General features: G+C 44.9%; 25 protein-coding genes. 7 read left to right on the forward strand and 18 right to left on the reverse strand.

The annotated features are described in order from the left end of the window. Positions 1-8 precede the first annotated feature (8 nt). The 4 genes from L4D74_RS16450 to L4D74_RS16465 form a co-directional block, all read right to left on the reverse strand. Positions 9-1,019 carry a Fe(3+) ABC transporter substrate-binding protein gene (locus L4D74_RS16450; RefSeq protein ID WP_428753363.1) on the reverse strand — a complete coding sequence of 337 codons (1,011 nt, stop codon included), beginning with the start codon at positions 1,017-1,019 and terminating at the stop codon, positions 9-11. Between the two features lie 174 nt (positions 1,020-1,193). Continuing rightward, the gene (locus L4D74_RS16455) at positions 1,194-2,423 is read right to left on the reverse strand and encodes an ammonium transporter (protein WP_428753364.1); all 1,230 of its coding nucleotides are present in this window, start codon (positions 2,421-2,423) and stop codon (positions 1,194-1,196) included. 18 nt (positions 2,424-2,441) lie between these two features. Further along, on the reverse strand, positions 2,442-2,780 hold the full coding sequence (locus L4D74_RS16460; protein ID WP_250617406.1) for a P-II family nitrogen regulator: 339 nt from the start codon (positions 2,778-2,780) through the stop codon (positions 2,442-2,444). A gap of 208 nt (positions 2,781-2,988) precedes the next feature. Beyond that, complete coding sequence (locus tag L4D74_RS16465; RefSeq protein ID WP_428753366.1) at positions 2,989-3,360, reverse strand: YacL family protein; 372 nt, start codon at positions 3,358-3,360, stop codon at positions 2,989-2,991. 93 nt (positions 3,361-3,453) lie between these two features. On the opposite strand from L4D74_RS16465, the gene L4D74_RS16470 reads away from it, so the two are divergent. The 3 genes from L4D74_RS16470 to L4D74_RS16480 all read left to right on the forward strand — a co-directional run bounded on the left by L4D74_RS16470 (position 3,454) and on the right by L4D74_RS16480 (position 7,172). After that, positions 3,454-4,596, forward strand: coding sequence for a sugar diacid recognition domain-containing protein (locus tag L4D74_RS16470; protein ID WP_428753368.1), 1,143 nt, complete (start codon positions 3,454-3,456; stop codon positions 4,594-4,596). 161 nt (positions 4,597-4,757) lie between these two features. Beyond that, positions 4,758-6,023, forward strand: a complete 1,266-nt coding sequence (locus tag L4D74_RS16475) for a GntP family permease (RefSeq protein WP_428753370.1) — start codon at positions 4,758-4,760, stop codon at positions 6,021-6,023. A 9-nt stretch (positions 6,024-6,032) separates the two neighbouring features. Then, positions 6,033-7,172 (forward strand): glycerate kinase, encoded by a 1,140-nt coding sequence (locus L4D74_RS16480; RefSeq protein ID WP_428753372.1) that lies wholly within the window; start codon positions 6,033-6,035, stop codon positions 7,170-7,172. Between the two features lie 107 nt (positions 7,173-7,279). On the opposite strand, the gene sspB is transcribed toward L4D74_RS16480, so the two are convergent. The 8 genes from sspB to zapE form a co-directional block, all read right to left on the reverse strand. Further along, positions 7,280-7,780, reverse strand: a complete 501-nt coding sequence (sspB, locus tag L4D74_RS16485; RefSeq protein ID WP_428753374.1) for a ClpXP protease specificity-enhancing factor — start codon at positions 7,778-7,780, stop codon at positions 7,280-7,282. 6 nt (positions 7,781-7,786) lie between these two features. After that, positions 7,787-8,422, reverse strand: a complete 636-nt coding sequence (gene sspA / locus L4D74_RS16490) for a stringent starvation protein SspA (RefSeq protein WP_265676534.1) — start codon at positions 8,420-8,422, stop codon at positions 7,787-7,789. 88 nt (positions 8,423-8,510) lie between these two features. Continuing rightward, a complete protein-coding gene (locus L4D74_RS16495; protein WP_428753375.1) occupies positions 8,511-9,248 on the reverse strand; it encodes a cytochrome c1 in 738 nt (245 codons plus the stop codon). Beyond that, a complete protein-coding gene (locus L4D74_RS16500) occupies positions 9,245-10,510 on the reverse strand; it encodes a cytochrome b (protein ID WP_428753377.1) in 1,266 nt (421 codons plus the stop codon). The genes L4D74_RS16495 and L4D74_RS16500 overlap by 4 nt, the downstream gene beginning before the upstream one ends. Next, entirely contained in the window at positions 10,510-11,100 is a 591-nt protein-coding gene (petA, locus tag L4D74_RS16505) for a ubiquinol-cytochrome c reductase iron-sulfur subunit (RefSeq protein WP_102469799.1), read from the reverse strand. Before petA ends, L4D74_RS16500 begins: the two co-directional genes overlap by 1 nt. A gap of 460 nt (positions 11,101-11,560) precedes the next feature. After that, positions 11,561-11,953: a 30S ribosomal protein S9 gene (gene rpsI, locus L4D74_RS16510; protein ID WP_250617398.1), complete on the reverse strand. Its 393-nt coding sequence runs from the start codon at positions 11,951-11,953 to the stop codon at positions 11,561-11,563. A 15-nt stretch (positions 11,954-11,968) separates the two neighbouring features. Then, positions 11,969-12,397 carry a 50S ribosomal protein L13 gene (gene rplM, locus L4D74_RS16515; RefSeq protein ID WP_244358259.1) on the reverse strand — a complete coding sequence of 143 codons (429 nt, stop codon included), beginning with the start codon at positions 12,395-12,397 and terminating at the stop codon, positions 11,969-11,971. Positions 12,398-12,610: 213 nt separating this feature from the next. Next, positions 12,611-13,714, reverse strand: coding sequence for a cell division protein ZapE (gene zapE / locus L4D74_RS16520; RefSeq protein WP_428753379.1), 1,104 nt, complete (start codon positions 13,712-13,714; stop codon positions 12,611-12,613). A 142-nt stretch (positions 13,715-13,856) separates the two neighbouring features. On the opposite strand from zapE, the gene zapG reads away from it, so the two are divergent. From zapG to degS, 3 genes are all read left to right on the forward strand, one after another. Beyond that, complete coding sequence (zapG, locus tag L4D74_RS16525; RefSeq protein ID WP_428753380.1) at positions 13,857-14,312, forward strand: Z-ring associated protein ZapG; 456 nt, start codon at positions 13,857-13,859, stop codon at positions 14,310-14,312. A gap of 131 nt (positions 14,313-14,443) precedes the next feature. Continuing rightward, positions 14,444-15,811: a Do family serine endopeptidase gene (locus L4D74_RS16530; RefSeq protein WP_428753420.1), complete on the forward strand. Its 1,368-nt coding sequence runs from the start codon at positions 14,444-14,446 to the stop codon at positions 15,809-15,811. Positions 15,812-16,039: 228 nt separating this feature from the next. Beyond that, the gene (gene degS / locus L4D74_RS16535) at positions 16,040-17,104 is read left to right on the forward strand and encodes an outer membrane-stress sensor serine endopeptidase DegS (RefSeq protein WP_428753381.1); all 1,065 of its coding nucleotides are present in this window, start codon (positions 16,040-16,042) and stop codon (positions 17,102-17,104) included. Between the two features lie 69 nt (positions 17,105-17,173). Here the strand turns inward: degS and parC are convergent, their stop codons facing one another. The 6 genes from parC to nudF form a co-directional block, all read right to left on the reverse strand. Then, complete coding sequence (gene parC, locus L4D74_RS16540; RefSeq protein WP_428753382.1) at positions 17,174-19,453, reverse strand: DNA topoisomerase IV subunit A; 2,280 nt, start codon at positions 19,451-19,453, stop codon at positions 17,174-17,176. Positions 19,454-19,458: 5 nt separating this feature from the next. Next, entirely contained in the window at positions 19,459-21,339 is a 1,881-nt protein-coding gene (gene parE / locus L4D74_RS16545; RefSeq protein WP_250617393.1) for a DNA topoisomerase IV subunit B, read from the reverse strand. A gap of 229 nt (positions 21,340-21,568) precedes the next feature. Next, the gene (gene yqiA, locus L4D74_RS16550; RefSeq protein ID WP_428753384.1) at positions 21,569-22,156 is read right to left on the reverse strand and encodes an esterase YqiA; all 588 of its coding nucleotides are present in this window, start codon (positions 22,154-22,156) and stop codon (positions 21,569-21,571) included. Positions 22,157-22,177: 21 nt separating this feature from the next. Then, positions 22,178-23,002 carry a 3',5'-cyclic-AMP phosphodiesterase gene (gene cpdA / locus L4D74_RS16555; protein ID WP_428753386.1) on the reverse strand — a complete coding sequence of 275 codons (825 nt, stop codon included), beginning with the start codon at positions 23,000-23,002 and terminating at the stop codon, positions 22,178-22,180. Positions 23,003-23,031: 29 nt separating this feature from the next. Then, positions 23,032-23,484, reverse strand: coding sequence for a DUF1249 family protein (locus L4D74_RS16560; RefSeq protein WP_428753388.1), 453 nt, complete (start codon positions 23,482-23,484; stop codon positions 23,032-23,034). 2 nt (positions 23,485-23,486) lie between these two features. Further along, entirely contained in the window at positions 23,487-24,110 is a 624-nt protein-coding gene (nudF, locus tag L4D74_RS16565; RefSeq protein ID WP_428753390.1) for an ADP-ribose diphosphatase, read from the reverse strand. 235 nt (positions 24,111-24,345) lie between these two features. Between nudF and tolC the strand changes: the two genes are divergently transcribed. Continuing rightward, on the forward strand, positions 24,346-25,659 hold the full coding sequence (tolC, locus tag L4D74_RS16570; RefSeq protein WP_428753391.1) for an outer membrane channel protein TolC: 1,314 nt from the start codon (positions 24,346-24,348) through the stop codon (positions 25,657-25,659). Positions 25,660-25,746: the final 87 nt, after the last annotated feature.

The following is a 25,746-nucleotide window of genomic DNA, read 5'->3' on the forward strand; positions in this document are numbered from 1 at the left end:
TTTGCCAATTAAAGGTCGAACTTAACTTCATCTAACAATTTGATTGCCGCATTGTGATAGCCAGCGATGTCATCAAGTGAAACTGTGTCGGCTTTATAGTCGCCCCACGATTCAACCAATTCAGAACGCTTAACACCCTCTTTAACTGGGTATTCATAGTTCACTTCTGCGTACATTTGCTGCGCTGTTGCGCCAGTTAAAAATTCCATTAGCTTAAGAGCATTGTCTTGGTTTGGTGCGTATTTCGCCATGGCCATACCACTAATGTTTACGTGCGTACCTTCCGTTTTTTGATTCGGGAAGTTGATGTAAACTGCATCTGCCCAGGCTTTTTGATCTTTGTCGTTAACCATTTTTCCTAGGTAGTAGCTATTGCCCAGTGACACGTCACAAAGGCCTTCTTTGATCGCTTTTACTTGAGCGCGATCGTTACCTTGCGGCTTACGAGCTAAATTAGACTTCACACCTTCCAACCAAGCTTTTGTTTCTGCTTCACCGTGATGCGCAATCATAGAAGAAACTAAAGAAACATTGTAAGGGTGCTTACCGCTACGAGTACAGATTTTACCTTTGTATTCAGGGTTCGCTAAATCAGCATAGTTAAAGTCTTCACCAAGCTTGCCTACACGGTCTTTTGACGAGTAAACATTACGAGTACGTAATGTAAGCGCAAACCACTCATTTTCTTTGTCACGATATTGAGCAGGAACGTTGGCATTAATAACGTCACTTTCAACAGCTTGAACCACGTCTTTATCTGTGAGTTCAGCAAGGCGGCTAATATCGGTTGTTAATACCACATCGGCAGGGCTATATTCGCCTTCTTGTTGAAGCTTCTCTGCTAAGCCTTTTTTAGCAAACTTTACATTGACCTTAATACCAGTCTCTTTAGTGAACTCATTGAACATAGGCTCAACGAGAAATGGTTGACGGTAAGAGTAAACGTTGACTTCTTCAGCGGCCATTGCTGGGGCAGCAAATCCTGCGGCGATTGCTGATAGGGCTAGCAGTTTTTTCATTATTTAGTTCCTTTAATTCAAAATGAGAACGTTTATCAGTTGCGTTATTATATTCATCTCTAGACAGAAAACAATGATCTAACATAAAAAAACCTGCCACTATGGGCAGGTTTTTTAACAATTATGTGACAGCGTGTATATCTAGTATGAGACTTTAAATCGAGTGTTTAGCCGCTACTTTGAAGTCACAAACTCAGGATAAGCCCCGACACCGCAGTCATGCATATCCATACCTTCTAATTCTTCATCTTCTGATACTCGGATACCAATCGTTGCTTTTAGTACCGCCCAAACCACCAAGCTAGCACCAAATACCCAACCGAAGATAACCGCAGCTCCAAATAGCTGAGCGCCAAAGGTCGCATCACCATTACTCAGTGGCACAACCATCAGGCCAAAGAAGCCACACACACCGTGAACCGAAATCGCGCCTACTGGGTCATCGATCTTAATTTTATCTAAGCCGACGATGCTAAATACCACTAATGCCCCAGCAACCGCACCAATGGCGACAGAGTAAACGGGTGATGGTGATAACGGATCTGCAGTAATCGCAACTAGCCCAGCAAGCGCACCATTGAGAATCATAGTCAGGTCTGCTTTGCCCCACGTGGTTTTACACACTAACATCGCGGCAATAGCACCCGCAGCAGCGGCAGCGTTGGTATTTAAGAAAATTTGCCCCACCGCTGTTGCGTTCTCAAAGTCAGAGACCATAAGTTGAGAGCCACCGTTGAAACCAAACCAACCTAACCAAAGAATAAACGTACCTAGCGTCGCAAGTGGCATGTTTGAACCTGGAATTGGATAAATTTCACCGTTCTTACCATATTTACCTTTACGAGCACCAAGGAGTAACACGCCAGCTAGTGCTGCTGCTGCGCCAGCCATATGAACAATACCAGACCCGGCAAAGTCACTAAATCCTGCTTCAGAAAGGAAACCACCACCCCACGTCCAGTACCCTTCCATTGGATAGATAAAGGCCGTTAGCGCGACAGAGAAAATTAAGAATGACCATAGTTTCATTCGCTCAGCAACCGCACCAGAAACTACCGACATTGCCGTTGCAACAAACACAACTTGGAAGAAGAAGTCAGATTCTAGCGAGTGGTCCGCGCCTTCCGCTTGTGTACCAATTAACGCACCAAATGAAGGTAGCCAACCCGCTTCTGCATTATCGACATACATAATGTGATAGCCGACCACCAAATAACAAGTACAAGCAATGGCGTACAAGCAGAAATTCTTAGTCAAAATTTCTGTGGTGTTTTTAGAGCGAACTAAGCCGGCCTCTAACATGGCAAACCCCGCTGCCATCCACATCACTAAAGCGCCTGAAATAAGAAAGTAAAAAGTGTCCAGCGCGTAACGTAGTTCACTGACTGTTGTTGCTAATTCCATAATATTTTCTCCAATCCCTTAAAGTGCTTCAGCATCCATTTCGCCCGTACGAATACGAACGGCTTGGCACAAGTCATACACAAAAATTTTACCGTCACCTATTTTTCCGGTTTGTGCGGCATTTGAAATAGCCTCGACAACACGATCAACATTGTCGGCGTGAGTGGCAATTTCTAGCTTCACTTTTGGTAAAAAGTCCACTTGGTATTCAGCACCGCGGTACAATTCTGTGTGTCCTTTTTGGCGGCCAAACCCTTTGACCTCGGAAACCGTCATACCCTCAATACCGACATCAGCAAGCGCTTCACGTACGTCGTCTAATTTAAATGGTTTGATGATTGCGTTAATAAGTTTCATGGCATCCCCTTCGCCGTGTGTATCCCTGTTGTTGGAATAACACTTTCAAGGCGCGTGCCAAGTTTTTAACGTATTGATATATAAGAAATAGAAATAATCATGTTAATTAAATGAAAACACATTGCACTTTAGTGGTGCAATGTGTTCACAAAAATAAGGCAGGCCATCGTTCAAGCACTAGAACTGTGCATGAGAGTAAAAAAGCAATCTAACGGTTGTGAATAAATCGCTCCCACTGAGCAATAACAGAACTAAAATCCTCAAGACCTGACTCGCTAAAACTTTCACTGCTGTAAAGTTCAAAGTCTTCCACACTATCGCTAGTCACATCAAAATTTAGACAGTTTTCAAATACATGCACTTCTGACTCAACAATGCTCAACGAAATTTCTTTGCCTTCCCAACGAAACTCCTTGCTTGGATATTGCGAGGCTAAAGCAATCTGAGCTTTAATTTCCGCAATGGTACGGTCACACGTTGAGATTTCCTCTTGGAATAAACGTGCCAATACTTCATGCCCCATTTCACACCGGACCATATATTCTCCGGTGAGCGAGTTTTTAATAAATTCGAATTCCATCACATTGTCTCTTAGCAATAACCAAACGATTATACCTTAAATTCTAATGTTCTCGGGTATACTCAAAAGATTCCTAGTAGTAGAGACGACGAGATGCAGCTCAACGCATTGATAGCGAAACAAATTGTTGATAGAGCGAAAAAGATCATTCAACATTCAATCAACGTTATGGATGATAACGGTGTGATTATTGGTTCAAGCGACCCTTCACGCTTGCATCACACCCATGACGGTGCGTTATTGGCAATCAAAGACAATCGTATTATTGAAATTAATGATGCGGTCGCGTCTACCCTCTCAGGAGTAAGAAAAGGCATTAATTTACCCATTCTTTATGATGATAACGTCATTGGTGTCGTCGGGATCTCTGGCACGCCCGATGAAGTACGCAACTACGGCGAGCTAGTCAAAATGACGGCTGAACTCATCGTAGAACAAGCGGCGTTGATGCACCAAATTCAATGGAACAAACGTCACCGTGAAGAGTTATTGCTACAGCTTATCCAAGGAACCAGCTTAAACGAGGGGCAGCTACTCTCCATTGCTCAGCGATTAGATCTAGACCTAGACCAACCGCGCGTTGCTGCCGTTATCAAAGTGATCCCCAAAGCGAATGAAACGCTAACACTGGAACATCTACAACGGCTGGTACATTTACTTGAGTACCCAGAGCGCGACAATATTGTCGGCATTGTCTCGGTGTCTATGAACGAAATTGTGGTACTTAAGCCGATTACGGTTCAGCAAACTATTTGGAATCGACAAGAAGAACAAAAGCGCGTTGCCAAATTAATGAAGCGTATCGACCACGAGTGCGACTTTTCTATTCAAATGACCATTGGCGATTACTTCCCAGGTGTCATCGGGTTAGCAAAATCTTACGAAACGGCTAAATCCACAATGGAAATCTGCCAACCCAAAGCAAAGTCGATCCTTTTTTATCACGATCACAAGTTGTCAGTGCTGGTCAGTAGTATTAAGCGAGACCCTTGGCGAGCGCAGCAATTAACGGATCCTCTCCATAAGCTTACCGTGTCAGACACCAAGAACGTGCTAGTGAAAACGCTACGTGTCTTTTTTGAACAAAATTGCGATCTAGCTCAAACTTGTGAGGTGCTACATATTCATCGAAACACCCTTCGTTACCGACTAGATAAGATAGAACAAGAAACAACACTAAATATCAATAGGTTAGAAGATAAAATTCAACTTTACCTTGCTTTGAAATGTATCTGAATAAATCACAAAATTGTTCAAATGCACAAATAATCTATCACTCCCATCTATAAATCTGTCACTTCGCATAAAGCTTTAGCCTTATTCTGTCGGTAGTCTGTTTCAATAAGGTGAAACTCTACACCGACAAGAATTCTAATAACTTACGCGGAAAACTCAAAATGATAGAAGTCTCTACTCTCGGTGCCTTAGCGGCACTGGTCGTCGCTATAACACTCATTCTCAAGAAAGTACCACCCGCATACGGCATGATTATTGGTGCCCTCATTGGTGGTGTCATTGGTGGTGTCTCGCTTACAGAAACCGTCAGCTTAATGATTGGTGGCGCACAAGGTATTGTCACCGCAGTACTTCGTATTCTCGCTGCTGGTGTGTTAGCAGGTGTGCTCATTGAATCAGGTGCCGCAACCTCGATTGCAGAAACCATAGTCAAAAAGGTTGGTGAAACTCGAGCACTACTTGCATTAGCTATCGCAACGATGATCCTCACAGCGGTTGGTGTCTTCGTAGACGTGGCGGTTATCACTGTTTCTCCTATCGCACTGGCGATTGCACATCGTGCCGATATTTCTAAAGCTGCCATTTTGCTTGCGATGGTTGGGGGCGGTAAAGCGGGTAACGTCATGTCACCTAACCCAAATACCATTGCGGCAGCCGACGCATTTAACGTTCCACTGACCTCAGTAATGGCAGCCGGTATTATTCCTGGCATTTGCGGCATGATTGTCGCGTACTTCATCGCGAAAAAATTAATCAACAAAGGCTCAAAAGTAGCGGCGAGTGAAGTCGTTGCGGTTGACCATTCTAAACTGCCTTCTTTTGTCGCTTCTATCACTGCCCCTATGGTTGCGATTGCGCTACTGTCACTACGCCCGATTGCCGGTATCAACGTTGACCCACTCATCGCGTTACCACTCGGTGGTCTTATCGGCGCAGTCGTTATGGGCCGCTTTGCCGATACCAACCACTTTGCCGTATCAGGACTTAGCCGCATGGCGCCTGTCGCCGTCATGCTACTAGGTACAGGTACCTTGGCTGGCATCATCGCCAACTCAGGTCTAAAAGATGGGCTTATCGATGTCTTAACATCATCAGGCTTACCGTCTTACCTGCTAGCTCCTATTTCAGGTGCCATGATGTCACTTGCCACTGCATCGACTACAGCCGGTACTGCTGTTGCCTCTAGCGTATTTAGCGGCACCATACTAGAGCTTGGTGTTCCCGCTTTAGCAGGGGCGGCAATGATTCACTCGGGTGCAACCGTACTCGACCATATGCCACATGGTAGCTTCTTCCACGCAACGGGTGGTGCTGTTCATATGGACATTCACGAGCGCCTAAAACTCATTCCTTACGAGTCCGCTGTCGGTCTAGTGATCGCCTTTGTCTCAGTCATGATGTTTGGTGTATTTGGTTTATTTGTATAAGGTTTTATCATGAAAATTGTAATTGCTCCTGATTCATATAAAGAAAGTTTAACCGCAATGGAAGTTGCACAAGCCATTGAAAGCGGCTTCAAACAAGTATTTCCTAATGCCGAATACATCAAATTACCGATGGCTGATGGTGGAGAGGGAACGGTACAATCACTCATTGATGCGACTGGAGGGGATCTAGTATCGGTATCCGTCACCGACCCACTAGGTCAATCTGTTGAAGGATTCTACGGTCTACTCGGCGATGGCAGCACTGCCATCATCGAAATGGCCGCAGCCTCAGGCATTCACTTGGTGTCAGCGGAACAACGTAACCCACTACTTACCACATCTTATGGCACAGGTGAGCTAATCAAAGCTGCTCTAGACAAGGGGGTCAAACACATCATTGTTGGCATCGGTGGCAGTGCAACGAATGATGGTGGCTTAGGTATGGCACAAGCACTTGGTGCCCAGCTACTTGATAGCGAAGGGGCTAATCTCGGTTATGGTGGTGGGGAACTGAGTAAACTTGCCTCCATAAACGTTGATCACATTGACCCGAGGCTAAAAGAGATTAAGCTTGAAGTCGCGTGCGATGTTGATAATCCACTTTGTGGCGAGAAAGGTGCTAGTGCTGTATTTGGCCCACAAAAAGGTGCAACCCCTGCGATGGTCGCGACACTTGACGCTAACCTTTCACACTACGCGGATATTATCCAAGCAACAAATGGTCGCGACGTTAAGCACACTCCAGGAGCTGGCGCAGCGGGTGGACTCGGTGCTGCATTCCTTGGACTATTTAATGCCGAGTTACGTCCCGGAATACAGATCGTAATTGATGCGGTTCAACTCCGTGATGTCGTCAAAGATGCCAACCTTGTCATTACTGGTGAAGGACGCATTGATAGCCAAACGATTCACGGCAAAACACCAGTTGGGGTCGCAAGAACTGCAAAAGCGTATGATATTCCTGTCATTGCGATTGCAGGTAGCACAGCAAAAGACTGTCACGTCGTTTATGAACATGGCATCGATGCGGTTTATAGTGTCGTGCTTGGAGCGACAGATCTTGCCACTGCTTTGCAAGAAGCCGCGTTCAATGTAGAAATGACTTCGCGTAATGTAGCGGCTGCACTAGCAATGACTCTACCACGCTAAGAGTGGTCATCAATGTTAGCGTAACTAGGCTATACGCTGAATAAATTACAGCGTAATCTGGACAAAAAAAAGACTGCTAATCAGCAGTCTTTTTTAATGAAATCAAACTATTTCACAACTCTTAGGCTTGGTCGACCTTTTGCTCTAGGTGGCTCATCATCGCCATCAGGATCCGACTCAACTGCCGAGTCTGCAGGTAATTCTGCGACTGGCGCTTCCGCTACAGACAAACCTGACATTGGGGTCTCTGTTACGACGTCTTCCTCTTCAATAGACAAATACGCATCTTCAGGTTCAAACATTGTTCCCGCGCCATTTTCTCGTGCATAAATAGCTTGCACAGAATAAAGCGGAACAATAACCGAATGCGGTTTGCCACCAAAGCGAGCGTGAAAGGTAATGGCTTCATTACCTAACTCTAATTGACCCACTGCTCTAGAAGCGATATTCAAGATAATTTGGCCATCTTGAACAAACTCCAGCGGTACACGTACTCCTGGCAACATTGCGTCAACAACGATATGCGGAGTAAGGTCATTTTCTGCCAGCCAGTCATAGAATGCGCGAAGCATATAAGGACGGCGGGGCGTCATTTTAGTGATATCCATGAATAATTAGCGAACTAAACGCATCTCACGCTCAGCTTCTGTAAGCGAAGCTAGGAATGAATCACGTTCAAATACACGGTTCATGTAAATCTTAATCTCTTTTGCACCAGGACCAACAAGCTCGATGCCCATTTCTGGCAAACGCCACAATAGTGGAGCCAAGTAGCAATCGATCAAGCTGAATTCTTCACTCATGAAGTACTCGTATTCAGCAAAAATCGGCGCAAGTGTTAGTAGGTCATTACGCAGTTTATTGCGTGCAGCTTCAGATTCTTCAGCCGTACCTTTCACTACTTTTTCTGCAAGCGTATACCAGTTACGTTCAATACGGTAAATCATTAAACGGCTGTTACCACGAGCAACAGGATAAACCGGCATTAGTGGTGGATGAGGGAAACGCTCATCTAGGTATTCCATAATGATCTTTGAATCGTAAAGCGCAAGCTCACGATCAACCAAAGTTGGTACGGTTTTATATGGATTCAGTTCAGCAAGCTCTGCAGGGATGTTTGACTCATCCACTAACTCAACCTCAACACTGACACCCTTTTCAGCTAGAACGATACGAACCTGGTGGCTGTATAGATCAGTAGCACTAGAAAAAAGAGTCATCACAGAACGTTTATTGGCAGCTACAGCCATGGAGCCCTCCGGCATACTTACAAAAAACAATGGAGGCAAGGCCTCCATTGTTAACAAAATTTAGAATCAGCGCGACATGATAGCACAATTAGTGTACATCACGCCAATACTCTTTCTTAAGCAACACAACGACAATAGTAAATAGCACAAGGAATGCCATTACCCACCAACCCATTGCGTGACGTTCCAGTTTCACTGGGTCGCCCGAGTACTCAAGGAAGTTCACTAAGTCACGAACCGCATCATCGTATTCCGCAGAGCTCAGCTCACCACGTCCATTTGTCTCCGTACCAACGATCACTTCCACTTCTTGGCCGTCAACCATATGTGTTTCCACGATAGCGGTTGGAATGCCTTGAAGTTCTTCAAGCACGTGTGGCATGCCGACATTTGGGAAAGTGATATTATTCACACCAAATGGACGACTCGGATCAGCATAGAATGAACGAAGGTACGTATACAACCAATCAGCACCGCGTACACGAGCGACTAAGGTTAAATCTGGTGGCGGAGCCCCGAACCAAGCCGCAGCTTGCTTTTGTGGCATAGAGTTCACCATCAAATCACCAATTTTCGCTTCCGGATCAAAAACTAAGTTTTCCTTAGCTAAATCAACTGGAATGCCAAGGTCATTGGCGACACGCTCATAACGTTGATACTGCGTTGAGTGACAAGCAAAACAGTAATTCATGAACAACTTCGCACCGTTTTGCAGTGATGCTTGGTCTGTCAGATCATTATTTGCTTTATCAAGGTGTACGTTCCCACCCGCCGCTAGCGCAAGAGATGGCAACAGAGCAAAAAGTACTACAATCCACTTTTTCATTTAAATGTCACCCTCTTCGGTAGTGGCTTGGTGTTCTCATTTTTACTGTAGACATACAACAAAATGAAGAACATGAAATATCCCAAACTAAAGATTTGAGCCATCAAGGTGTACGTCGCTGTTGCAGGAAGTGCACCTAGAATGCCTAACGCAATAAAGCTGATCGTAAACTGAATGATATTAATCAAGTGGATTTTGCTTCTATAACGGTAAGAACGAACTTTACAACGATCAAACCACGGTAATAGGAACAAGAACACAATTGAAGCCCCCATTGCAACCACACCTAGCAGCTTATCAGGAACCGCACGTAAGATGGCATAGAATGGTGTGAAGTACCAAACTGGGGCAATATGCTCTGGTGTTTTCAGAGGGTTCGCTGCTTCAAAGTTTGGTGGCTCAAGGAAATAACCGCCCATTTCTGGGTTAAAGAACAACACGTAGCAGAACAAGAAGAAAAAGCCTGCTATACCCACCATATCTTTTACCGTTCCATATGGATGGAAAGGTATCGAATCAATGATGTCGTATTTTTTGCTGTAGTAATCATGGAATTTGAACTGCGTTTTGTAGTCATCGCCCATTGAGCCTTTCGGTAGCTTAGTTTCAATACCATCCGGGTTATTTGAGCCTACCTCATGTAGCGCCAAAACGTGCAAGACAATCAGTAGCAGTAGCACAATTGGTAGCGCAATAACGTGCAAGGCAAAGAATCGGTTTAGTGTCGCACCGGAGATGATGTAATCACCACGGATCCACAATGTCAGGTCATCACCGATAACTGGGATGGCACCAAACAGTGAAATAATTACTTGGGCGCCCCAGTAAGACATTTGCCCCCAAGGAAGGAGGTAGCCCATAAAGGCTTCTGCCATTAGCACTAAGAAAATCAGCATACCGAAAACCCAAAGCAACTCACGAGGTTTTTGGTATGAGCCATAAATTAGGCCGCGGAACATATGAAGGTAAACAACAACAAAGAATGCCGATGCACCCGTTGAGTGCATATAACGCAGTAGCCAACCGTATTCCACATCACGCATGATGTACTCAACAGAAGCAAATGCGCCTTCACCAGATGGTACGTAGTTCATGGTAAGCCAAATCCCCGTTAGGATTTGGTTAACAAGGACCAACATAGCAAGAGAGCCGAATAAATACCAAAAGTTAAAGTTCTTTGGCATTGGATATTCTGATAAATGCTTTTTATAAGCATTCATTGCGGGTAGTCGTTTTTCTACCCAATCAAGTACAGCTTGCATTATGCATCCCCCTCATCCACGCCGATAAGAATTTTTGTATCACTCAAATACATATGCTTAGGAATCACTAGATTCAGTGGTGCCGGCACGTTTTGGAATACTCGGCCTGCCATGTCAAATTTCGACCCGTGACAAGGACAGAAGAAGCCTGATTTCACACCTTGGACTTGCTCACTAAAAGAATCCGCAAGGTAAGTTGGCGAACATCCTAGGTGAGTACAAAACCCAACCGCGATAAAATACTCTGGTTTAATCGAGCGATAACCATTTTGAGCATATTCTGGTTGCTGTTCTTCTTGAGATTGTGGGTCACGTAATTTATCTGATAACGTCCCCAGATTATCCAAAACAGACTGTGCTCGCCTAACAACCCATACCGGTTTGCCTTGCCACTCGACACGAACCATTTGGCCCTCTTCAAGTTTACTGACTTCAACCTCTACAGGAGCACCGGCGGCCTTTGCTTTGGCACTTGGGTTCCAAGATTTAATAAAAGGAACGGCGACTGCAGCTGCTCCCAAACCACCGACAACCGCAGTTGTGGCAGTAAGGAAACGCCTACGACCGTTATTTAAAGGCGCATTGCTCATCCAACATTTCTCCCATATGCTCCTTGGGCCAATACCAAGCGAATCCAAGCTGCTCTGTCATGTTAAATAACCGCGGGGGAACCATTCCGTTGGTTATCTTCCTTGAATTGAACGTGCATATTTTATAATAAAAACCTACACACTTGAGTCCATTCCGATATTAGTTATCACCAATAAAGCATGGCTAACAAAATAAGAATTTTAGTTGTATTTATTTGATAGCAAATGATAAAGAAAACCCTACTTTTTGACAAGATAAAGCTACCTTTTCGTAACATCTATCGCAGGAAATCGTTTGCCAGTTCACAAAAGGGAGGAAAAGCGCAGTCTATTGAGGGGAGTTGATGAATCTAGGGGATTTATGCCGGACTTAAAAAACAAAAAAGCCCAGCCGTGAGGCTGAGCTTTTGGACCACAAACCAGAATAAACTGGAACGTAGATTTTTCGAAAAACGAAAAATTAACGCTTTGAGAATTGTGGCTTACGACGTGCTTTACGTAGACCAACTTTCTTACGCTCAACGCAACGAGCGTCACGCGTAACGTAGCCAGCTGCACGTAGAGCAGGACGTAGAGTTTCGTCGTATTCCATAAGCGCGCGAGTGATACCGTGACGGATTGCACCAGCTTGACCAGAAATACCGCCACCTTTAACAGTAACGAATAGATCTAGCTTCTCAGTTAGTTCAGTAAGCTCAAGAGGCTGACGAACTACCATGCAAGAAGTTTCGCGACCGAAGTAAACTTCTAGTTCACGCTTGTTGATTACGATGTTGCCAGTGCCTGGTTTAATAAAAACGCGAGCAGCTGAGCTTTTGCGACGACCAGTGCCGTAGTATTGATTCTCTGCCATTTCTGATATCCCCAATTAGATGTCTAGTACTTGTGGTTGTTGAGCAGCATGATTGTGCTCAGCGCCAGCGTAAACTTTTAGCTTACGGTACATAGCACGGCCTAGAGGACCACGTGGTAGCATACCTTTAACAGCTAGTTCGATTACCATTTCTGGCTTCTTGTCGATCAACTTTTCAAAAGTGATAGACTTAAGACCACCTGGGAACTCAGTGTGACGGTAATACACTTTACCTTTAGCCTTGTTACCAGTTACAGTAACTTTCTCAGCGTTAACAACGATGATGTAATCACCAGTGTCTACGTGAGGAGTGTATTCAGCTTTATGCTTACCACGAAGACGAGATGCGATCTCACTTGCGATACGGCCAAGAGTTTTGCCTTCTGCGTCTACAACATACCAGTCACGTTTTACAGTTTCTGGTTTAGCAACGAAAGTTTTCATGCTAATAATTACCTATTAAAAAAATTTACACTTAAGGAACAAACTGTTCCCACTGTCTAAGAGTCCCATTCATCACCCCTTCGAGTGTTGGAAACACTTGGCATAGTTAGACTTTCGTCATAACTAGAGGCTCGCAGTAACGGTAGGTCGCAGGATTATAGAGAAGCTAGAGGAAAAAATCACCTATTTTTTAGACAAAATAGGTAAAAACCCTTACGCCAAGTGCTCAGAGGCTAAATAATCATGACTTTGCATTTCTGTTAGGCGAGAAATACAACGTTTAAACTCAAACTCTAGCTGCCCTGTTGTATAAATTGCCTCTAATTCCACTTCCGCCGAAATAATCAATTTCACACGGCGCTCATAAAATTCATCGACCAACGCAATAAACCGTCTCGCAGCATCATCAAGCTTACTGTCCATCTGTTTCACATCCGCCAGTAATACGGTGTGATAAAGCCGAGACATCTCTATATAGTCATTTTGGCTGCGCATGGTTTGACACAATTGTTCAAAAGTCGCGAACAAGACATCGTCTACCGACGCGATAACAGGAATATCACGATGATTAATATCAATTGAGGTGTCTGGCTGTCGAGTTTCCACGACCAGTTGCTTAAAGTAGCGACGAAGATTTTCATTCGCCGAATGATCCAACGGATAATGATAAATTTCGGCCTGCTCTAACGTTCTCAGCCGATAGTCGATACCGCTATCAACATTCAATATGTGACAATGTTTTTGAATCAAGGCGATCGTAGGCAAAAACCGCGCACGCTGCAGACCATTACGATATAAATTTTCTGGAGGAATATTTGATGTCGCGACTAACACGACGCCTCTATTAAATAGCGCCTGCATTAAAGAAGACAAAATCATTGCGTCGGTAATGTCAGAGACATAAAACTCATCGAAACAGATAATGTTGGTTTCAGCATGAAAAATCTCCGCCACGCTCTCTAGCGGATCCTCAATGTCTCCTAATTTCTTCAGCTCATCATGAACTCGGTACATAAAGCGATGGAAGTGAACTCGCATTTTTTTGTCAGAAGGCAGGCTATCGAAGAACGCATCCATCAGGTAGGTTTTCCCTCGCCCAACCCCTCCCCAAAAGTATAGCCCTTGCGGAGCAATCGCTTCTTCTGGTGACTTGCCTAATAATTTTTGCATTATCGTCAGCGCTGGCGCTTCAAAGTTCAAGTAATCAATGAACTCATGATGAAGGCGGTCTAATGCTTCCACCGCCTGATGCTGAGCGGCATCGCGCTGAAAACCATTTGTTTCAATATCATTATTATACTTTTCTATCGGCGTCATGGATAACTCGCAGCACAGATCCAACAACCATAAATGGCGTATTTTGCTTTATTGGTAAGAACTCTCATAGTAACATGACAGAACAACGTGTGTAACCATCAGGTAACGCACATGTTAATAAACAATAATTAAGGAAGCTGCTATGCCTTGGATTTACGCCGTTGTCGGTCTGCTTGTGGGCGCTATTTTAGGAATTGTGATTTCTCGCCTCACTACCCCACAGTACAAAAAACAAAAAACCATACAAAAAGATCTCGAATCTGCAAAGTTCGCCTTAGAACAGCAACGCCAAGAGCTATCTGACCATTTTGCCCAAAGCGCAGAAATGTTAGATACACTTGGCAAAGATTACACCAAGCTCTATCAGCACATGGCAAAAACCTCTGCTGAGCTGTTGCCAAACCTGCCTGAGCAAGACAATCCATTTGTTAAAAAAGTCGCGGAGCACAACGTAGAATCCCCCGTACATTCAGATCTTGATGAACAACCGAAAGACTACGCAAATGGCGCGACCGGGTTATTAAGAGAAGAACAAAAACAGGTCATCGAATCACCAGAGCTTGTCGCCAGCGAACCGGTGACGGCAAAAGCCTCTTAAATTTCCCACCAATACAGTACAACAGATTCACTCTACCTATTGAGTGAATCTGATATCACCTTTCCATTTCGAGTGAACTTTATCCAAATCATCTAGTCATAACTTTTACTAAACCTTAGAGGAGTTTTATGATGAAGAAGCCAATGCTTGCCTTAACTGTTCTGTCGTTAAGCTTGAGTGCCATCATCACACCCATGTCAGTCTCTGCTGCATTACCCCTTGCGGTCAACGGAGAGCAACTTCCTAGCCTTGCCCCGATGCTAGAAACTGTGACACCTGCGGTTGTCAGTATTGCCGTTGAAGGCACTCAGGTCTCTAAACAGCAATACCCAGAGCAATTCAAATTCTTCTTCGGCCCTGACTTTCCAACAGAACAACTGCAAGAGCGACCTTTCCGCGGTTTGGGTTCAGGTGTTGTTATTAACGCCAAAAAGGGCTACATCGTTACTAACTACCACGTCATCAATGGCGCGGAAGAAATACGTGTAAAATTGCAAGATGGCCGCGAATACGATGCGGAACTCGTTGGCGGTGATGAAATGTCAGACGTCGCCTTACTCAAGCTTGATGACGTAAAAAATCTAACCGAGATAAAGCTTGCCGATTCCGACGCGCTTCGTGTTGGTGATTTTACAGTCGCCATTGGTAACCCATTTGGCCTAGGGCAAACCGTCACGTCCGGCATTGTCTCAGCTCTAGGGCGCAGCGGTCTGAATTTAGAAAATTTTGAAAACTTCATTCAAACCGATGCGGCAATCAATAGCGGTAACTCAGGTGGCGCACTGGTTAACCTAAAAGGTGAACTCATTGGTATCAATACGGCGATTTTAGGCCCTAATGGTGGCAATGTGGGTATTGGTTTTGCTATCCCGTCCAATATGATGAATAACCTAACCGAGCAAATTATTGAGTTTGGTGAAGTGAAACGAGGCATGTTGGGGGTACAAGGTGGTGAAGTCACCTCCGAACTGGCAGAGGCGCTGGGCTATGACTCAAGTAAAGGTGCCTTTGTTAGCCAAGTCATGCCAGATAGCGCGGCGGAAAAAGGCGGACTTAAGGCCGGTGATATAATTGTTTCGGTCAATGATAAAAGCATTACCACCTTCAGCGAGTTAAGAGCAAAAGTGGCGACTTTAGGTGCTGGTAAAACCATTACACTAGGATTAGTTCGTGATGGAAAAGCCATGTCTGTGGATGTCACATTGACGGAAGGCGCGAAAAGTGTCACGAAAGCCGACAAATTACACGAAGGATTGACTGGTGCTGAATTTGCCAATACTGAAAAAGGCGATAACGTCGCGGGTGTGAAAGTCACTTCTGTCAGCGAAAACTCACCGGCTGCTCAGTATGATCTGCAAGCCAATGACATCATCATTGGTGTCAATCGCCAGCGAGTGAAAAATGTTGGCGAGTTTCGTAAGATACTAGAAGAAAAGCCCGGTATTTTAGCGCTGAACATTCAGCGAGGCGAGCGTACTATTTACCTCGTGGTACGCTAGAACCGCACAAATTGTGTAAATTCTTAGTGAAAGGGCAGCCGAACGTGACTGCCCTTTTTTATTATTTGCTCACAAGGTGATATGCTTTGCTCGCAAGCTGTTGCTCACAAAAGCATTGAGTTCCATGGTTAATTCGCTTCGTTATTGACCAATTCCCGACTATGCTAGCTTCAGTGATTGTTATTTTGTCCAATTGACCACCAACTTCGGTACCCATTAGAGAGAGCAATGCTGAACTTTTTACTACGATCTGTATCAATGGGGCTAGTTACGGCGCTGTTAGTCTTAATTGCCGTTCCGTCACTAAGACCTACGATCATCTCAGAGCAGTTTGACGCAACGCCGACGCAAGATGCTTCATTGCAAGTCTCTTTTAATCAAGCGGTACGTAAAGCGGCACCAGCCGTCGTTAACATCTATAGCCGGCAATATAAAGAAAGTGACCGCACAACACTGTCTACGCAAGGCTTAGGCTCTGGTGTCATCGTGAGCGAAAAAGGCTATATCATTACCAACTACCATGTTGTCGCCAATGCCGATCAAATCATTGTCGCACTGCAAGATGGTCGTGTTGCCGCTGCGCAACTGGTGGGTAAAGATCAGCGCACTGATATCGCCATATTACGTGTAGAAGGCTCAGATCTCCCGGTTATTCCTCTCAACCCAAGCTACAGCCCTAAAGTCGGTGATGTGGTTTTGGCAATTGGCAACCCTTATAACCTGGGACAAACCACAACGTTTGGCATCATTTCAGCCACAGGTCGTTCTTCTATTAGTGCTGGAGGTATTCAAGCCTTCATTCAAACCGATGCGGCCATTAACCAAGGAAACTCTGGTGGCGCATTAGTCAATACCCAAGGTGAGCTCGTCGGCATTAATACCGCTTCCTTCCAACAAGCTACTGACTTAGAAACCTATGGCATTTCCTTCGCTATCCCGTATAAGCTTGCCAGTAAGATAATGGAAAAAATTATTGCTGATGGTCGAGTGATTCGCGGCTATATCGGCATTGATGGGCAAGATATCAATTCCGTCACTGCTCGCCTATTAGGCAATGAGCACATTGGTGGCATCATTGTTCTCGGACTAGACCCACAAGGGCCTGCTGCGAAAGGCGGCATTGAAGTTCAAGACATTATCCTGACGATTAACGGTAAGAAGTTAAATGGTAGACAGGGCGTATTAGACCTCGTCACAGACTTAAGACCAGGAACCACTGTCGACGTTACCTTATTGAGAGACGGTAAAGAGATGACACTACCTGTGACCGTTGCTGAAGATAGTCGCGAATAGACCTCATAACCGATAAAAAAATGCCGCTGATTTCTCAGCGGCATTTTTATTTGTAGCGAACCAAGCAAATTATTCGTCGACCGTTTCACTATCGAATGACACAGAGCTCTCTACATCGATTCGAGTGACACGCTGTAAACCTCTTGGTAGAAGTCCACCACGACGACCACGTTCACCTCTAAAGTTTTCCAAATCTGCAGGCTTGAGACCCAACTTACGCTTACCAGCATAAAGCGTCACTGAAGCACCTTGAGGTAACGCCATCAGGTGAGACACAAACTCTTCTCTCGACTTAGCCTTAGCCGATGGGATATTAATGATCTTGTTACCCTTACCTTTGCCTAATTGTGGCAAGTCTTTTATCGGGAACAACAACATTCGTCCCTGATTGGTAATCGCCATGATTTCATCGGAATCTAAGTCGCCAACCATACTTGGCGTCATCACTTCCGCAGCCTGCGGTAGGGTCACTAGAGCTTTACCGCTTCGGTTCTTCGACAGAAGGTCTGAACCTTTACAAACAAAACCATAACCCGCATCAGAACCAATCAACCACAACTGCGACTCTTCGCCCATAATGACTTGGCGAATACTCGTGCCAGCATTGATATTGAGACGCCCGGTAATCGGTTCACCTTGGCTTCGTGCAGAAGGCAATGAATGCGATTCAAGTGAATAACTGCGCCCATCGTTTCCTAAGAATACCGCTGGTTGACTACTTTTGCCGCGCGCGGCCGCAAGGTAGTTATCACCAGACTTATAGTTTAGCCCTGATGGATCAACATCATGACCTTTCGCATGACGAATCCAACCCTTCTCAGATAGAACCACGGTGATCGGCTCACTAGGAACAAGATCACGCTCTGTCATCGCTTTCGCTTCAGCTCGCTCCACTAATGGAGAGCGACGATCATCACCGTATTTCTCCGCATCAGCTTGAATCTCTTTTTTCAGCAAGGTATTCATGCGACGCTCAGAGCCCAATAAGCTTTCTAGCTTTTGACGCTCTTTTTCTAGCTCATCTTGCTCACCGCGAATCTTCATCTCTTCTAGCTTTGCCAGGTGGCGAAGCTTGGTATCTAAGATCGCGTCGGCTTGAATATCGGTGATACCAAAACGTGCCATTAGGACCGCTTTAGGTTCATCTTCAGTACGAATAATCTCAATCACTTCATCAAGATTAAGGTATGCGATCAACAAACCTTCCAATATGTGCAAGCGAGCCAATATCTTATCAAGACGATACTGTAAGCGTTTACGAACCGTTTCACGACGGTAAGCAATCCACTCAGATAAAATGGTGACGAGACCTTTCACCTGTGGACGATTGTTCAAACCGATCATGTTGAGGTTAACGCGGAAGTTCTTCTCAAGATCTGTCGACGCAAACAAGTGATTCATCAACTGATCGCAATCAATACGATTAGATCGTGGCACGATCACAATGCGAGTCGGGTTTTCATGATCCGATTCATCACGAAGATCGTCCACCATAGGCAGCTTTTTCGCACGCATCTGGTTGGCAATCTGCTCTAGCAACTTGGCACCAGAGACCTGATGAGGTAGCGCTGTGATAACAATATCTGCGCCTTCTTTATGCCAAACTGCGCGCATTTTCACACTACCGCGTCCAGTACGATAGATCTTTTCTAAGTCCGTCTGCGGGGAAATAATTTCCGCTTCTGTTGGGTAATCGGGCCCTTTGACATACGCCATGACATCCGACAATTCCGCCTTTGGATTATCAATCAGGTGCACGGTGGCATCCGCAACCTCACGGACGTTATGAGGAGGAATATCCGTCGCCATACCAACCGCAATACCCGTAATACCATTTAGCAAGATATGAGGTAATCGTGCCGGAAGGATCTTCGGCTCTTTCATCGTGCCGTCAAAGTTTGGTTGCCACTCAACCGTGCCTAGACCCACTTCACTAAGTAACACTTCAGCAAACTTAGACAATTTCGCTTCGGTATAACGCATCGCAGCAAACGATTTAGGATCATCAGGCGCACCCCAGTTTCCTTGACCGTCCACTAACGGGTAGCGATAAGAAAACGGCTGTGCCATCAATACCATTGCTTCATAACACGCAGAATCACCGTGTGGGTGGTACTTACCCAGTACATCACCAACGGTACGAGCAGATTTCTTATATTTAGCAGCTGATGATAAACCTAGCTCCGACATGGCGTAAATAATACGACGCTGTACCGGCTTAAGGCCGTCACCAATATAAGGCAATGCACGATCCATGATCACGTACATTGAGTAATTTAAATAGGCATCTTCGGTGAACTTGCGCATTGGCAGCTGTTCAACGCCATCAAAAGACATTTCAGTCGACATTATCGTTATACCTCGGCCATGTCGCCGTTACTTTGTAGCCAGCTACGACGGTCATCCGCTCGTTTTTTACCTAGCAACATATCCATCATTTCATCGGTCGCACTGTCATCATCAATGGTCAGTTGCACCAAGCGACGAGTATTCGGATCCATCGTGGTTTCGCGAAGTTGTAATGGGTTCATTTCACCCAGACCTTTAAATCGCTGTACGTTGATCTTCGCTTTCTTTTTACTCAATCGCTCTAAAATGCCATCTTTTTCGTCATCATCTAGGGCATAAAAGACTTCTTTACCACAATCGATTCGATAAAGTGGTGGCATGGCAACATAAACGTGCCCCGCCGAGACCAGTCCTCTGAAATGCTTAGTAAATAATGCACACAGTAAGGTCGCAATATGCAGCCCATCCGAGTCCGCATCGGCAAGAATACACACTTTACCGTAGCGCAGAGCACTCAAATCATCATTATCAGGATCAATCCCTAGCGCAACAGAGATATCGTGCACTTCTTGAGAGGCTAATACTTGGTCCGTTGACACTTCCCAAGTATTCAGAATTTTACCTCGCAGTGGCATCACTGCTTGGAATTCACGATCTCGAGCTTGTTTCGCAGAGCCACCAGCAGAGTCCCCTTCCACGAAGAAGATTTCTGTGCGGTTCAGATCTTGCTGTGAACAATCGGTCAATTTACCAGGTAGAGCAGGTCCTGATGCGACCTTCTTACGCACGACTTTTTTACTCGCACGCATACGTCGATGGGCGTTGGCAATACATACTTCAGCCAGTTGCTCTGCCAGCTGGGGCTTTTCATTCAACCACAGACTAAAGGCATCTTTCACAACGCCAGAAACAAAGGCAGCGCACTGACGTGACGATAAGCGTTCTTTCGTTTGCCCAGCAAACTGAGGATCTTGCATTTTCACGGACAAGACATAAGAGCAGCGATCAAACACATCATCGCCCGTTAACTTAACACCACGCGGCAGCAAGTTTCGGAACTCACAAAACTCACGCATGGCATCAAGAAGCCCCTGACGTAAGCCATTAACATGCGTGCCACCTTGAGCGGTAGGAATCAAGTTAACATAGCTTTCAGTGATCATTTCACCGCCTTCAGGCTGCCAAATTAGCGCCCAAGTCGCCGCTTCTGTCTCTGCAGAAAACTCACCAGTAAAAGGGACTTCTGGTAAAACGGTATAGCCTTTCACACCTTCAGCAAGGTAATCTTTCAGACCATCTTCGTAATGCCATTTATGATCTTTTCCGTTCACTTTGTCGCTGAATGTGATTTCCAACCCAGGACATAACACGGCTTTAGCTCGCAGGTTATTCACTAAGCGAGTAACGGAGAAGTTTGCGGAATCAAAGTAGCTCGTATCTGGCCAGAAGTGAACACTGGTCCCTTTGTTACGACGCCCACAAGTACCCGTTACTGTCAGCTCTTCAACCTTATTGCCGTTCTCAAACGCCATTTCATAGACTTGACCATCACGGCGAACGGTGACTTCAACACGTTTCGATAACGCATTGACCACGGAGATACCCACCCCGTGCAGGCCACCAGAGAATTGGTAGTTTTTATTGGAAAACTTACCACCAGCATGCAGCTTGCAAAAAATCAGTTCAACACCTGAGACTTTTTCTTCTGGGTGAATATCTACAGGCATACCTCGCCCATCATCAATCACTTCTAGGGATTGATCGGCGTGAAGAATTACTTGCACTTTCGAGGCATGTCCGGCTAGCGCTTCATCGACACTGTTATCGATAACTTCTTGGCCCAAATGGTTTGGACGCGCTGTATCCGTATACATCCCTGGTCGGCGACGTACTGGCTCAAGACCATTGAGAACCTCAATGGCTCCAGCATTATATTGTTCTGTCATAATACGGAAATTTTACTCAAATAAAGATTGATACTTAGCAGCAAAAAGATTGTCGATGATGCATTGCACCATCAGCCTTCATTTGACTCGTAACCAACAAGTCTTAAGGCACACGCGTAAGTACAGACACATCATAGTCTGGCTCAAAGGAAGTGTTGTCAAGTTTCGCACCAAAGTTGGGGGGAAATTTATGACTCCCTCCTCAGCTACACGCTATTTAGTGAAAACGCTACAACTCTAAGAAGTGGATAATCTGCTGTGGATAACGCTCAAAATTAACAAAGCTATGATCGCCACCCGCTTCCACTGTTTGCTTTGAATTCGAATACTTAGCGACCGCTTGGCGGTAATCAAGTACCTCATCTTCCTCTTGTTGCAACAACCAAAAATCGCTAGGCGAGCGGAGGATCGCCACGTCCAACTCTTTTAGTTCGTTGATATGACAAGATTCTAATGTGTATTGCTCATGAGTATAAGGGTTTTCTTGCTCGCCAAGAAAGTCCACCAGCAACTCATAAGGTTTAACTGCTGGATTAATCAACACGGCTTTAAAACCATACTGCGCATTTAACCACGTCGATAAGTAGCCACCTAAAGAGCTACCGATTAAGCCAATTCGATGCGTCTTTTCATAGCGCTGTATAACGTCAACCAAATACGTTGCCGCTTGCTTAGGAAAGCTCGGCATTTGCGGGGCCACCACCGTAATATCAGGACGATTCTCCTGACAAAACTGCTGCATGACTTGCGCTTTATGTGATTGAGGTGAGCTGTTAAAACCATGAATATAGAGCAATAACGACGGCTTTTTATTCATTAGTAACCCTCAGTATTAAAGTTAGTAACCTTCAGCATTAAAGTCGGGACGAAACGCTCCATGTGGTAAACGTTTGACGACGGTATCTAGCTGACCATCATTAAAGAGCTCCAACTCTCGCCACCCTGGCGACAGGGTATCCAGAGAGAATTCATTGGAGTTGGGCTTAAACTGAACACACGTCGACGGCGTTGCTAATACTCTTACACCACGGTGCATCAAATCAAGCTCTTGGTGAATATGACCACATAGCACAGCACGCACATTGTCATGTTTATCAGCAATATCCCAAAACTCTTGTGAGTCCTTTAATGAATGCTGATCGAGCCAAGCACTGTTCACCAATATTGGGTGATGATGGAGCAACACCAAAGTATGTCGGTCATGGTGCTCACTGAGTTTATTATCCAAATATTCGAGTTGGCTGTCGCTTAATCGCCCATGGGGTACGCCCACGACTTGAGAATCCAGCAACACAATTTGCCAATGCTCGCCCAGCAATGTATGCGTTGCGGTTTGTATCAGAGGTGAGTCCAATACACTGTTCATACTTGGTTTAAAATCGTGATTACCCGGCAACCAAAAACAAGGAAGGTTAAGCGGCATAATCCCGTCAACAAACTTTCGATAAGAAGACTCAGTATGATCTTGAGAGATATCGCCCGTTGCCAATAATGCATCAAAATGCGTGCCTTGCTGGCACACTTCAGACACGACAGCTTTAAAGCTATCGTGGGTGTTCACACTCAGTAAGCAGCCATCCTGAGGCGCAAATAGATGCGTGTCGGTCAATTGCAGTAACCTGACGGCACTAGACTGAGATTCACCACTGGGTGTTGTTTTCAAAATAATAAGACCTGAATATCTACTATTGTTTAACTTCGATACATGATCGGAGCTCGACTAATTCCATTTTTCAGACAAAATGTCAGCCAATCACTAAGAAACTGATTAAACTGAAACTTTTCATCCTTTTGAAGCATTTTAGTATTGGGGTAATCATACCGTGCTTTGACTCTAGCGGTTTGTTCACAATGACAAACTTCGGCAACTTTTGCGTCATGGTAGAGCCTCACCACCATTTTAGGCAAAGGGAAAACAGGAAGCTCATCATCTTGGCAAATTTCGACCAATGTTGTGTACTTGGTCACTTCTACAATCACGATTTGATACGTTAATGAACCTGCCTGATAGCAACGCACATCTCCAACTTGTGGTGTCGTTGGGATCAATCGATTTAACTTGGCGTAATTGGTCTCATAGACTCGCATGAGTTCTGCAAGATCAACGTGATACGCTTTACCTTCGATTTGACGTGTTGTTGCCATTTTTACCACTCTTGCTGTAGCTGACGATAATTCAGCTCAAGCCATTGCAGCGCAATAATAGATGCACCGTTCTCAATTTCACCACTGGCTATCATTTGATACGCCTTTTGTCGTGAAACGACCTTGACGCGAATGTCTTCGCCTTCGCTTTTTAGTCCATGAACACCACTCGCTGTTGAGGCATCTACCTGACCCACAAAGACTTCAATTTTCTCTGAACATCCACCTGATGATGGATAGTAAGCGGTAATTCGGGTGAGCTTATTTACCTCAACACCTGCTTCTTCGACCGCTTCTCGCTGTACAAGTTCTTCAACAGATTCTTGTTTATCAACAATTCCTGCAATAATCTCCGTCTGCCAAGGCGACTTATGCTCAAGTGCCCCGACTCGAATCTGTTCGATAAGCACCACTTCATCTCGCTTTGCATCATAAGGCAATAGCGCAGCAGCTCCGCCACGAACTAACATTTCTCTCTGAATGTCAGGGCTCCAACCGCCGTCGAAAAGACGATGCTTAAATCGATACAACACCATTTCAAAAAAACCTTTAAACACCGTTTGTTTAGAGATTATTTCGACATCATGTGATGTATATTTAGGCAATGGCTGTTGTGAATGTTCCATGACAAACCCCAATAAAAATGAATCTTACAGTTTACTCAACGAATCGCACAACTACCAACGACCAGCTTCAACTTTTTACGCAATAATTCAAAAAACATTGGGTTTTGGTTAATTTATTGTCGCATTCTTGCAGGCTCTAGCGTAAAAATTTGCAAAGTTTCGAGTGAATTACGCTCGTTTTAAGTTAAACTGTGAATCATACCTCTTATTCAGTATTCAGGCAGGATTAGGACAAATGAAAAAACTGCTTCCACTATTCATCACAGCTGCATTAGGAAGCGTAAGTGCAGCGACATGGGCCGACTCTTTAACCGAAGTCTATGATCAAGCTAAACAGAACGATCCTCAACTACTGCGTTCAGCTGCTGAGCGAGATCGTGCATTTGAAGCCATCAACTCTGCTCGAAGCACCTTACTACCGCAAATTAACCTCACTGCTGGTTATAATGTAAATCGAAGTGACGATGAATTTGCAGACAGCGATAAAGCTAGTGCTGGAATTGGCTTTTCTCAAGAGTTATACAATCGCTCTAGCTGGCTCACACTCGATACGGCGGAAAAGAATGCTCGCCAATCAGACTCATTGTACGCTTCCGCACAGCAAAACTTGATCCTACGTACTGCTCAAGCGTATTTTGAAGTACTACGTTCAAAAGACAGCTTAGAGTTTGTAAAAGCGAACAAGGCGGCGGTGGCTCGTCAACTAGAGCAAACCAAGCAACGTTTTGAAGTGGGTCTTTCTGCGATTACTGATGTACATGATGCGCAAGCGCAGTATGACCGAGTGTTGGCTGATGAAGTCGTGGCTGAAAACGACTTATTAAATAAGTACGAAGGTCTACGTGAAATCACCGGACAAGAGCACACTAATATCGATGAGCTAGATACGGATCGTTTCTCTGCTCAGCGCCCGACCAATTCGGTTGATTTCTTCATTGAAGAAGCGCAAAGTAAAAACCTTGATTTGCTATCGGCTCGTATCGGACAAGACATTGCTAAAGACAACATTACACTAGCAAGCTCTGGTCACCTTCCTAAGCTAACGCTTGATGGTGGTTATAACTACGGTAACGAAAGAAATGATACCGCTCTACTATCAAGACCAGGCAGTACTAACAGCTTCAACGCTGGTATCAACTTGTCTGTGCCTCTATATAGTGGTGGCAACATTACGTCACAAACTAAACAAGCAGAGTACGCTTATGTGGCAGCAAGTGAACAGCTAGAGCAAACTTACCGCTCTGTTGTGAAAAATGTTCGCGCGAACAATAACAACATTAACTCGTCCATTGGTGCTATCCGCGCTTACGAGCAAACGGTTATTTCTGCGCAATCAGCACTAGAAGCAACCAAAGCCGGTTTTGATGTGGGTACTCGTACTATTGTCGATGTACTAGAAGCAACGCAATCTGTGTTCGACGCTGGTCGTAACCTCTCTGATGCTCGTTACGATTACATCGTCAGCATCTTGAACCTACGCCAATCCGTCGGTACGTTAAGCGAGCAAGATATTATTGATATCAACGCTGGCCTTAAGCGAACAAACTAATTTATTGAAAAATAAATCGGTTGAAAAACAAATCAGTTGAAAAACAAAAGGGACGCCATGGCGTCCCTTTTTAATTACAGCGTTCTC

Source organism: Vibrio cionasavignyae (assembly GCF_050337155.1).
Lineage (GTDB): Bacteria > Pseudomonadota > Gammaproteobacteria > Enterobacterales > Vibrionaceae > Vibrio > Vibrio nomapromontoriensis.

Bases quoted from the DNA above. Each gene is read 5' to 3' on its own strand.
- rpsI (WP_250617398.1), bottom strand. From the start codon at position 11,953: ATGGCAGAGAATCAATACTACGGCACTGGTCGTCGCAAAAGCTCAGCT.
- parC (WP_428753382.1), bottom strand. From the start codon at position 19,453: ATGTCGACTGAAATGTCTTTTGATGGCGTTGAACAGCTGCCAATGCGC.
- L4D74_RS16475 (WP_428753370.1), top strand. From the start codon at position 4,758: ATGATAGAAGTCTCTACTCTCGGTGCCTTAGCGGCACTGGTCGTCGCT.
- L4D74_RS16480 (WP_428753372.1), top strand. From the start codon at position 6,033: ATGAAAATTGTAATTGCTCCTGATTCATATAAAGAAAGTTTAACCGCA.
- petA (WP_102469799.1), bottom strand. From the start codon at position 11,100: ATGAGCAATGCGCCTTTAAATAACGGTCGTAGGCGTTTCCTTACTGCC.
- tolC (WP_428753391.1), top strand. From the start codon at position 24,346: ATGAAAAAACTGCTTCCACTATTCATCACAGCTGCATTAGGAAGCGTA.
- zapG (WP_428753380.1), top strand. From the start codon at position 13,857: ATGCCTTGGATTTACGCCGTTGTCGGTCTGCTTGTGGGCGCTATTTTA.
- L4D74_RS16470 (WP_428753368.1), top strand. From the start codon at position 3,454: ATGCAGCTCAACGCATTGATAGCGAAACAAATTGTTGATAGAGCGAAA.
- sspB (WP_428753374.1), bottom strand. From the start codon at position 7,780: ATGGATATCACTAAAATGACGCCCCGCCGTCCTTATATGCTTCGCGCA.
- L4D74_RS16450 (WP_428753363.1), bottom strand. From the start codon at position 1,019: ATGAAAAAACTGCTAGCCCTATCAGCAATCGCCGCAGGATTTGCTGCC.
- rplM (WP_244358259.1), bottom strand. From the start codon at position 12,397: ATGAAAACTTTCGTTGCTAAACCAGAAACTGTAAAACGTGACTGGTAT.
- L4D74_RS16530 (WP_428753420.1), top strand. From the start codon at position 14,444: ATGAAGAAGCCAATGCTTGCCTTAACTGTTCTGTCGTTAAGCTTGAGT.
- L4D74_RS16455 (WP_428753364.1), bottom strand. From the start codon at position 2,423: ATGGAATTAGCAACAACAGTCAGTGAACTACGTTACGCGCTGGACACT.
- L4D74_RS16500 (WP_428753377.1), bottom strand. From the start codon at position 10,510: ATGCAAGCTGTACTTGATTGGGTAGAAAAACGACTACCCGCAATGAAT.
- nudF (WP_428753390.1), bottom strand. From the start codon at position 24,110: ATGGAACATTCACAACAGCCATTGCCTAAATATACATCACATGATGTC.
- L4D74_RS16495 (WP_428753375.1), bottom strand. From the start codon at position 9,248: ATGAAAAAGTGGATTGTAGTACTTTTTGCTCTGTTGCCATCTCTTGCG.
- parE (WP_250617393.1), bottom strand. From the start codon at position 21,339: ATGACAGAACAATATAATGCTGGAGCCATTGAGGTTCTCAATGGTCTT.
- L4D74_RS16560 (WP_428753388.1), bottom strand. From the start codon at position 23,484: ATGGCAACAACACGTCAAATCGAAGGTAAAGCGTATCACGTTGATCTT.
- L4D74_RS16460 (WP_250617406.1), bottom strand. From the start codon at position 2,780: ATGAAACTTATTAACGCAATCATCAAACCATTTAAATTAGACGACGTA.
- zapE (WP_428753379.1), bottom strand. From the start codon at position 13,714: ATGACGCCGATAGAAAAGTATAATAATGATATTGAAACAAATGGTTTT.
- sspA (WP_265676534.1), bottom strand. From the start codon at position 8,422: ATGGCTGTAGCTGCCAATAAACGTTCTGTGATGACTCTTTTTTCTAGT.
- L4D74_RS16465 (WP_428753366.1), bottom strand. From the start codon at position 3,360: ATGGAATTCGAATTTATTAAAAACTCGCTCACCGGAGAATATATGGTC.
- yqiA (WP_428753384.1), bottom strand. From the start codon at position 22,156: ATGAATAAAAAGCCGTCGTTATTGCTCTATATTCATGGTTTTAACAGC.
- degS (WP_428753381.1), top strand. From the start codon at position 16,040: ATGCTGAACTTTTTACTACGATCTGTATCAATGGGGCTAGTTACGGCG.